Raw genomic sequence first — 9,313 nt, forward strand, 5'->3', positions numbered from 1 at the left:
AGCGACAGGGCTTCGGCAAGGGTGGACTTGCCGGATGCGGTGCCGCCTGCGACCGCCAGTACACCCGTCATATCGGGCGCTCCTCATGTGCTCAAGGGGGATAGACGAAGCGGCCGGACAAGCCGGGTGCAGGGAATGTACGGCGGCGTGATCGCCCATGGCAAGCAGGGAAACGCGGCCCGGTTCACTGGAGGCCCCGGGGGCCGCGACCTCGGTCGGCCTGCGCACCGGTCTCGGCTATGCCGCGGACCTTCAGCGTGGCGTATCGGCCCTTGGGCGCGGGCGTGACGTCGACGCGCGGGAACGAGTAGTCATGCATCCGACTCGGCGTCTGCTCACCATGGCGGCCGCCGTCGCCGCCGTCCTCGCGACGTGCCGGAGGCACGCAGGTTTATGGATTTCGCCCCGACGCGAAGCCGCCGACCGCATCCTCATCACCGGAGAACGCCACCCGGCGCCTCGTCATCGACCAGTACGCCGACCACCACGACAAACACTGGCTGCACCGATCACTCGGCCCCGACGGTGTGGGCACGCCCGACCCACCCGCCGCCGATGACCAATCCGTGCCATCCGGGCGCGATCGCCTCGTCGGACCCATCCACAAATGCACGCATGTCGCATAAGGTGACAGGGTTTTCGGCGCGCACACGGGCCTCTTGCGGCAGCCCGGCTCTTCATCACCACAGCCCAGTGAAAGGCCGCCCATGAAGCGAACGTTCACCTTGATCGCCGCGCTGGTCGTCACTGTGCTGTCGCCGACAACCGCACACGCCACGGTCAAGAAGGCCAAACCCCCGCTCAGTTGCGAGTCCCGGACGTTCACCTCCGCCCCGGGCCCGCGCTTCAATGACCCGGAGGACCCCGACGCCCAGATGAAGATCATGGGCCCGATCATCGAATCGATCAACAGCGCCGGCTGCGGGCAGACCATACGCGTCGCCATGTACTCGATCAGCAACGCACAGCCAGGCCCGGACTTCGCCAACGCCCTGATAGCCGCGCACCAGCGCGGCGTCACTGTCAAGGCTCTGATGGACGCTCACAGCAGCAATACACTCTGGCAGTCGATGGTCACCGAGCTGGGCAACGACCCGCGAGCCTCCAGCTTCGCCGCGCTGTGCCCGGGCGGCTGCCTGACCCACTACGCCGGCTCCGCCCTGCACGCGAAGTATTACATGCTCAGCGGCGGGAGCGACGCGAACAGGACAGTGATCGTCAGCAGCGCCAACCCCACCTCCACCCAGGCCAGCATCGCGTGGAACAGCAGCGCCACCGTCAAGGGCAACGTCGCCCTGTACAACTCCTACGTCAGCTACTTCACCGCCATGGCGAAAGGGGCGCTCAACGGCCCGGGCCCGCTGGCACCCGACTACTACAACTCCACCAGCGCCACCGCCGCCAGGAAACTGTCCCCGCCCTCCTACCAGTGGCCCAAGGCACGCACCAGAAGCGACACCTGGGTCGACTTTCTGAGCAACATCAAGGCGCCGGCCACGATCAATATCGCCATGTTCCAGTGGACCTCTCACGGGCAGCCGGGCGACCCGAACTATCTGGAGCTGCCGAAGAAGCTGGTGAGCCTGGCACGAACCGGCGTCAAGATCCACATTCTTATCACCGCCGGCCAGGTCGATGACAGCGTGCAGAACTACCTGAAGAACCGGCCGAACATCGACGTGCACGACACCAGCCACGGCACCGACGCGAACGGCAACGCTCTGTACTACACGCACGACAAGTACATGATGGTCAGCGGCAGTTACGCGGGTGCGACCGACTCCAGGCTCGTGTTCGTCGGATCCTCGAACTGGACGAGCAACGGCGTCTGGCACAACGACGAGTCGGACCTGAAGCTCAGCGACCGGTCCAGCTATGACATGTTCATGGCGGACTGGCAGAACCAGTACGACCGCTGCTGCGGGACCGCGGCACAGCAGTTGAGCGCCGAGGCGCGCGCCGAGAACACGGCACGAGAGATTCCGATCGACCCGAGGCAGGCCCAGGAATAGGCCCTGCACGGCATCGGACCCCGCCAGGCCCAGGCCCTGCACGACTACGCCGTCCACCGCATCGGCCTGCTCACCGCGATCCCGCCCGCCACCGTCCAGTGCCTCCTGGACGGCCGCGCCGGACGCCAGGCCGCCGACTAGAGTGGACTGTTGCTCACTGCCGGCGTGTTGGTGCGATGCAGCATGACCGGATTCGGTGATCGTCGGGAGTGCCCGTCGGTCAACTCCGTGAGGCTGAGGTCGTAGTCCTTGACCCGTCCGGTCGGCCAGAGGATGCCGAGCGGAGTTCGGATGACCGCCCACTCACCTGGTGCGGGTACGCCGATGACCTCGACCGGCACCGGCGCTTCGGGGGCGAATGGTGCGGCGCAGCCGTGGACGAGTGGGCTGAAGAATCTGGTGGGCATCGCCAACTGGAACTCCTCCTCAGACCAAAGGGCCGCGCGCTCGAGCACCTGCTGGTTCTTCATCAGCATGCGGTGGACGGGCAGGGGCAGTTGGAGATGTCGCCGCAGGCGGATGGCGAGCAGGAACAGCTTGGCTGAGACGGCCACAACAAGTCCGGACACGAGAATGAATGACGCCAGCACGATGATTGCGGTGGTGCGCACTGCGACGGGGACGGCGCTGTCCTCGGCGCCCGCGGCCAGTTCCACGAGCACCGTGAGGGCCGCGGCCCACACCAGCGTGTAGGCCGGCAGCTTCCAGGTTTTGCTTGCGATCCAGCGGTACACCGGATCCACCGCTGCGAGAGCGACACGGGTGCCGTAGTGCTGGGTGGGGCGGGGGGTGACGGGCCAACTTCCGATGGCGCGTGCCTGGTTCAGGGCGATCAGCTGGTCGGCCGACCAGGACAGGGTTCCCGCACCGTCCGGCAACAGGAACAGCACACCGCCGGCTGCGGTGGTTGTGCCGGTCAGCCTGGCCCGTCTGCGCCGTATGCGAAGCCCGCGCCGGGCGAACCACCAGGCTGTGGGCTCGTCCGCGCACAGCGCTGTGACGAGCTCGTCCCGGTGCACGGTCAGGGTGCCCAGCGACTCGGGCAGGAGGACGTGCACCACCCCCGTGAAGTGAGTTTCGATTCGCGGGCGGTCGCTGACGCCCTGCGCATCCGTGAACAACGGGCGCACGTCGAGCGGGCGGGAAGCGTCCGCCGGCCGGTCAATCGGCACGGGTCTGTGTGCCAGCGCCACTCGGCCGCTCTGCCCCTCTGCCTTGTACTGGGGACGTCGGCCCGAACCGCGCAGCTGCGCTTCCACATACTGGCGGACCGCCTCCACCGTGACGTTGCCTTCGCCATCCACTGCTGCGTGCTGCAGAGCGGCGACGAGGTGGGCGGTGAAGGGGCTCGGTTCACCCTCCTCGGTTGCGTCTTTGGCGGTCTCCCGCTGCCCGCAGCTGGTCAATACGAACCGGCCGCGGCCGGCGAACAGGGCTGCCGCGTCAGCTCCCTTGCCGGAGGCCGCCCGGCCGCTGAAGCAGCAGTCCAGGATCACGACGACCGCGCGGGCGGGACAGTCTTCCATCAGCTCGTTGGCGTACGAGTGCCGAACCGCGCGCGCACGCAGCATCCCGAGCGTCGTGTCAGCACTGCACAGGTACAGCCGACCGTACGCGTCGAGCCAGCCGTGGCCGCTGTAGTAGAGCAGCAACTGCTCCCCAGGCGCGGCCTGTTCGAAGAAGGCGTGCAGCTCGTCCTCGACCTCCTGGCGGGTGGCGTCGATTCGCTCCGTCACCTTCCAGGGCAGACCCACCTCGGGGCTGGTTAGGGCGGCCTTCAGCTTCCTGACGTCGTTCGCCGGGCCCAGCAGGTCTTCCAGTTCCGGTTCGGAGCGGAAATGGGCGTTGCCGATCAGCAGGGCGCGGTAGGGTCCGGCAGCCACTTCAGCCATGGGAGTCGCAGTCCGCCTGCGGGTCGTCTTCCGGCTCGGCGCCGATTGCATGCCGCAGTCCGTGCTCCAGGGCTGTCTGCAGGCTTGCGTTGTCGACGGTTGTGGCGATGACCGTGACCTTGCCTTTCCTGCCGTCCATCTCCCAGGTGAGGTCGATGCGGCGGTCGCGGTCCCGCTTGAGCCAGTCCCTGATGACCGCCACGGCCCCGCCGACCGAGGCCGAGCCGAGCAGCACGACAATGCTTGGCAGTCCGCTGCCCTTCGTGCCCGGAACCCCGGCCGTTGGTCGCACTTCGAGCGGCACCTCCAAGGCGAGACCTTCGTGGAGCAGCCGTACCTGGCGAAGCCATCTGTCGTCGTCGGCATCGAAGCGTTCGCTCGTCGCCGTGACGGACACCTGCAGTTCCCGCATCCGTGTACCACCCCCGGGCGCGAGAGTACCGGGAGTGATGCAGGGAGATGGTCTACTTCGTGGTCTTGTAGCCGGTTTGTTCACAGCCCCGAACCGGCGGCCTCGCGCGGTCGGAACACATATGCCAAGCCATGCCTGATGCGAGCGCCGCATCAGGCATGGGAGTGGTAGCGGGCAAATGCTCACGGGCGCGTGTCCCCGCAGGCAGCCAAGAGCCGGAGCCCATTTCCTCGGCAACCTGCCGGGCACCGGCAGGCGGAGCTGATCGTCATGCGGCGCCCAGGCCGTTTTCGGACGAAGTGAGCTCCGTGGGCCGTCACCGTACGGCAGTGGCCCGGGGATTGACCTCACAGCGATCGATCTCGTCCACGGGCGCGCTGACAACGGCCACCCGGACCTTCGCTTTGCTCTTCGCAGACACCAGCACCTGGTCGTAGGTCTCGCTCATGGTGAAGCCGTGCGCGTCCTTGTAGCTGATTTTCACGCCGAACAGGCCCTGGCGCCCGTTCGGATTCCTGACCTCGACGATCGCGTCCGGGTCGTCCGTGTCCGCGCAGTGTGTGAGCACGGCGGTGCCGTCCTTCAGGGGCCGGGCGGCAGCGACGGAGGGGGACGCTGTGGGGGTGGAACGGTCGGTCGGCCGCGAACGCTGTGTGCCGCCGCTTTCACCGGTACTCGGCCCGGAGTCGGCGCTGGGGGCGCCGGCCGCGCTGCCAGACCTTGCCGTTGAGGCAGGCTTCGGAGCGGACTTCGCTGTGCCCGGCTTTGTAGCACCGCATCCCGACAACGCCATGGCTGCCGCCAAAACCACTGCGGCGGTCATGTGCACCTGCTTGATCATGTCACTCTTTCGAAGAACGGAGCCGCAGGATCGATTCCAGGACGGCCGCGCTGGTCAGCGTGTGCAGAAGCTACCAGCGGGCGGAGATCCGGAACCGGCCACGTGATCATCACGGTCTCCGCCTGCAGCCTGTTGCGCGACGTTGAGACTGTGCATGAAGGCGACGCTGTTGCTGTCGACGAAGCCTGTCGTGGTGAACACGGCGTCGGCTTCGTGCTCACGGTGTCGCGGGGGTCTTGGCGATCGCGGGGCAGTCATGCTGGTGGGGCGGGGGCCCATGACATTGAGGACGGGATCTTCCCCCTCCGGGACTTCGAAGACGAAAACGACGCCGGAGGACGTGGCCTGGACCGCGCATTGGTTGTCGAAGGTCAGGGGCGTGTAGGGCTGCCAGGCGTAACCGGCACGATCGAGAGATTCGATCACGTCGGCGTACTTGAGGTTGCCGGGGAATGCCTCCCTGCCAACCAGGCCGACAGGGAGCTCGATGACCACGGGAAGCAACAGAACGTGCCGGCGCGACGAAGTGAACCCCAAGCGTCACCTGGCGCGCCAGGACTCCAAGCGCTGCGCGACGGAGCATCGAGAACCAGAAGCGCCCGGCATGACCGTCACCACACAAGCGCAGTGATCTCCGGCGCTTCGCGCCTCCAGACCGAGGATCGCATACCCGCCCGGCCTGAAGGCCGGGATTCCCTGCCAAGAACAAGGGATGGATTCCTTCTACAGCGCAGGCCAGTATGTCCCGATTGTGACCCCGAAGTTCTCCGCTGAAGGCGTTCCGGTGGCGTGCTCCCGTGACAGTCGCGCATTTCGTCGGCCCTGCGCCGCGATGGAAAGCGTAAAGGTTTATGTCCTCTCGGTCCGTGTCCTGGGCGGCGCGAGGAGCGGCGCATGCATTCACCGCTTCCGTATCTGTGTCGGGGTGGGTCACTTGGAGCGACGTTGAAGGCAAGATCTGCAAGCGGGTGCGACCGCTGTATTGTTCCATTTTTTCCCTTGTCCCCAGATGTGCCAGCGCATCGGTTCTGGATCTGCCGTTCCTGAGGATCTTCGAGGTGGACACCTAGGGAAAAGTGGGTATCATTCCCGTATGGCTCAGAAGATCGTTACCGTTTACACGGATGACCTCACCGGTGCAGAATCCGACGAAGTGCGGACGCACACCTTTTCCCTTGACGGCGTAAATTACGAGATCGATCTGGTCTCGGATAATTACGACAAACTCTTCGAGGCGCTTGCGCCCTTCATCGACAAGGGCCGCAAGACCGGTCGGGTGAGCGGGACAGGGCGTGCACGCAAGGCGCCGGCCGACGGGCCCAGCGCGGAGGAGGTCCGGGACTGGGCTCGGAAGAACAACTATCAGGTCAACGACCGAGGGCGCGTCCCGTCCAGTATTCGCGAGGCTTATGACAAAGCCCACTGACTGTACAGACCTTCGTTCCGTGCCTCGCTGGCGGCCCGGGGGAAACGTACATAGCTTCCTTGTCGAGACGCTCCTGATCGTTCATGGCGGGAGCGGGAAGTTTGTAAAGATGTACCTGGCCGATGATGTAGGACAGGTATGCTGGGCGATTCTCCGGCCTGCGGCCCGGAGAGGACTCAAGACAGACTCCCTCGACCGGCCGTAATTTTCCATGGACCTGACCGTCACATCGTGTTGAACAGTACGAGCTGCCCTTGCACTTACAACGGCTAACACAATGAGGTGGATCAGTCCTGATGGCCGTGTCAGGGGCCGCTACGACGTCACTCAGCTGATCCCTCTGCTCGATGCGATCCCGTGCTGCTAGGGAACCCGGAACCTCGCGCACGCCGGCCCGCGCTGTGTGAGCGAGCCACACTCGTCCTGGATTCCGTCGCCCGCATTGAGGGCCATGATGCTGATGCCTGCGGCCTGTGGTGGAAGGGACATCGGCATACTGACCTGCTGCTCGACCATGCCCTTGTCGTTGGGTCTGAGCTCACTTGAGTAGGCATCGACCGACTCACCAACAGGCTCGGACAAGTCGGCCCTGACAGCGTTTACAAACACGTCAATGCTGGCCCCGGTCTCGACGCCGTCAGCATGAACATCGAAGCTTAATTTCAGATTGGACCGAGGGCCGTCGACTTTGATGTTGGTGATTGTCGGCCGCCCGTTTCCCCCAGCAGCCTTGGCCGCGCCGATAACCGCCACGCTCAGTGCCGCCATATAGAGAATCACCCCGAGAATGAGTACAACGGTCTCCCACAGGTTGCCCCGCCGTGTGGGGTGGACGAGCAGAGCCACAATGCTGCAGACGATCGCGAGGATGGCGCAGAGCGAGGCCACATAGATGGGCCACGAGTCGTTGTTGAGGGCAACGAACACGACGTCGCTGCTGAGGCCAAGCAGGGTCATGACGCCGGCAACGGCGACGAGGGCGCCAGCCAGGATCTTGGCAACGTCGTCCAGGCGCTTTCCGATCCCGGCCTGGATCTCTTCGTGCGTCGGGCCAGGTTTTTCTTCGCTGCCCCTCGGTACCCGGCTCATTGCGCTCCTCCTGACCGCAGGCTCTGGGCGGTCAGCCGGTCGTCCGGCTGGCGTCCGGCCCTAGTGGAAGACGCTAGGTTCGCGCGAGAACCTCAGCGACCCGGGGTTGGGCCGGACAGAGGAACGATTAGTACGGCGTTCTGGCCGGCTGAGGAGCTGGTGCGGGACCGGGACCGCCTCATCCCCAAGATTGTGGCCTGCTACGAGGCCGCGCACCCCATGGAGAAGGGGCCCTCTGAGGGCGACAAGGATTCGTGGCGGGAGAGCGTCTACGAGTTGGCCACGGCGTTGTCCGATCTCGGGCTCGGGCAGGTGTACGTCTTCGTGGAGTACCGCGTCCATCCGAGCATGAACCCGATCGACGTGGTGCTCGCCGGCGGTCATCCAAACGGTGGGCTCAGCTTTGCCGCGATCGAATTGAAGCAGTGGAGCGAGGTCGAACGCCCTGACCCGTCCAAGACGACGGACGGGCTGTGCGCCCAGTGCAGGAAAGCCATCACGGGATCGCTGTGTGACGACTGTGCCGTGGAGCGCGTTTTTGCGCCTTTCTACGGACGTCACAAGAAGCACCCTGCCCTTTCCAGCAGGCTGGGGAAGAAACTGCCGGTGCGAAGTTTGGGGATCGCCAGGTCCAGGTCCCCGGCCTGCGTGGTCAGTACTTTCTCCCGGTGCCCGTTGCGCATCGTCGTGCGTGTCTCGGTGTGCTCGCCGGCTCCGCGCCGATCCGGACAGTGGCTTCGGCCTCGATGAGTTCCTGCAGGATCCGCTGAGCCAGGACCCTGATCAACTCGATTCCGTCCGCCGTACGCAGTGACTCCATCAGGCGGAGTAAGAGGTCATCTCAGTTGGCGAGTCAGCCGTCGCAGATCAGGGAGCGGGCGGTGGCGGCGAAGGCGAGGAGTGGTCGGCCGTGTCGCATGATCAGATATCGTGCGCGGCCATGGGTGAACTGATAGTGATCAGGCATGGCCAGACTGAATGGAGCCTGTCGGGCCAGCACGCTGGCCGTACCGACGTTCCGCTGACTGACGCCGGCGAGGCCGCGGCGAAGGAGCTCGCTCCGAGGCTGGCACTACGCCGTCTGGTGGCGGTGTTCAGCAGCCCGCTGAGCCGAGCTATGCGGACGGCCGAGTTGGCGGGCCTGGCCGGTGTCCGGCCCGATCCCGATCTGCTGGAGTGGGACTACGGCGGCTACGAGGGCCTGACCGCGGCGCAGATCCAGGAGATGAAGCCGGGTTGGGACCTGTGGCGGGACGGCGTCATTCCCGGCGACGACGATCATCCTGGCGAGCAGCTCCAGCAGGTGGCAGCGCGCACGGACGCGGTGCTGGACCGGATCCGGCCGCTGCTGGAGGACGGCGATGTTGCCGTCGTCGCGCATGGCCATCTGACGCGCGTGCTCACGGTGCGCTGGCTCGGCCTCGACGCCTCTGCCAGTCGGCTGCTCGGTCATCCGCATCCAGGCACGCTCAGCTTCCTGGCCACCGAGGACGGGCAGCCGTTTATCGCCGCCTGGAACGTCCCGTAGCGGTGGTGCTGCTGTCTTAGACGTCGTTTCCTTTGGTGCAGGACGTCGTTGTGTTGGTATGACGAGTCTTGCTGAGCATCTGGTCTCGGATGAGTTGTGGGAGCTGTTTCGGC

9 protein-coding genes and 1 pseudogene are annotated in these 9,313 nt (G+C 65.5%); 3 read left to right on the top strand and 7 right to left on the bottom strand.

The window, feature by feature from the left end; translation table 11 throughout:
* Positions 1-184: 184 nt before the first annotated feature.
* Entirely contained in the window at positions 185-319 is a 135-nt protein-coding gene (locus tag ABZX90_RS43380) for a hypothetical protein (protein ID WP_355213680.1), read from the bottom strand.
* Between the two features lie 388 nt (positions 320-707).
* Here ABZX90_RS43380 and ABZX90_RS43385 point away from each other — a divergent pair, with 388 nt between their 5' ends.
* Positions 708-2,012 carry a phospholipase D-like domain-containing protein gene (locus ABZX90_RS43385; RefSeq protein ID WP_355213676.1) on the top strand — a complete coding sequence of 435 codons (1,305 nt, stop codon included), beginning with the start codon at positions 708-710 and terminating at the stop codon, positions 2,010-2,012.
* 137 nt (positions 2,013-2,149) lie between these two features.
* Here ABZX90_RS43385 and ABZX90_RS43390 read toward each other — a convergent pair whose 3' ends face one another.
* From ABZX90_RS43390 to ABZX90_RS43405, 4 genes are all read right to left on the bottom strand, one after another.
* Positions 2,150-3,904: a caspase family protein gene (locus ABZX90_RS43390; RefSeq protein WP_355213677.1), complete on the bottom strand. Its 1,755-nt coding sequence runs from the start codon at positions 3,902-3,904 to the stop codon at positions 2,150-2,152.
* The gene (locus ABZX90_RS43395) at positions 3,897-4,316 is read right to left on the bottom strand and encodes a hypothetical protein (RefSeq protein ID WP_355213678.1); all 420 of its coding nucleotides are present in this window, start codon (positions 4,314-4,316) and stop codon (positions 3,897-3,899) included. The genes ABZX90_RS43390 and ABZX90_RS43395 overlap by 8 nt, the downstream gene beginning before the upstream one ends.
* A gap of 316 nt (positions 4,317-4,632) precedes the next feature.
* Positions 4,633-5,157, bottom strand: a complete 525-nt coding sequence (locus ABZX90_RS43400; protein WP_351132276.1) for a hypothetical protein — start codon at positions 5,155-5,157, stop codon at positions 4,633-4,635.
* A gap of 54 nt (positions 5,158-5,211) precedes the next feature.
* Positions 5,212-5,652, bottom strand: coding sequence for a hypothetical protein (locus ABZX90_RS43405; RefSeq protein WP_351132278.1), 441 nt, complete (start codon positions 5,650-5,652; stop codon positions 5,212-5,214).
* A gap of 598 nt (positions 5,653-6,250) precedes the next feature.
* Here ABZX90_RS43405 and ABZX90_RS43410 point away from each other — a divergent pair.
* The gene (locus ABZX90_RS43410; protein WP_351132280.1) at positions 6,251-6,583 is read left to right on the top strand and encodes an Lsr2 family protein; all 333 of its coding nucleotides are present in this window, start codon (positions 6,251-6,253) and stop codon (positions 6,581-6,583) included.
* 363 nt (positions 6,584-6,946) lie between these two features.
* Here the strand turns inward: ABZX90_RS43410 and ABZX90_RS43415 are convergent, their stop codons facing one another.
* Both ABZX90_RS43415 and ABZX90_RS43420 read right to left on the bottom strand, forming a co-directional pair.
* Positions 6,947-7,672: a hypothetical protein gene (locus ABZX90_RS43415; RefSeq protein ID WP_355213679.1), complete on the bottom strand. Its 726-nt coding sequence runs from the start codon at positions 7,670-7,672 to the stop codon at positions 6,947-6,949.
* Positions 7,673-8,247: 575 nt separating this feature from the next.
* Positions 8,248-8,492 (bottom strand): annotated as a pseudogene (locus ABZX90_RS43420) (transposase); the annotation flags it as partial.
* Between the two features lie 120 nt (positions 8,493-8,612).
* Here ABZX90_RS43420 and ABZX90_RS43425 point away from each other — a divergent pair.
* Positions 8,613-9,200 (top strand): histidine phosphatase family protein, encoded by a 588-nt coding sequence (locus ABZX90_RS43425; protein ID WP_351132283.1) that lies wholly within the window; start codon positions 8,613-8,615, stop codon positions 9,198-9,200.
* Positions 9,201-9,313: the final 113 nt, after the last annotated feature.

The sequence above is a fragment of the Streptomyces sp. NPDC002935 genome, assembly GCF_040611295.1.
Taxonomy (GTDB): domain Bacteria; phylum Actinomycetota; class Actinomycetes; order Streptomycetales; family Streptomycetaceae; genus Streptomyces.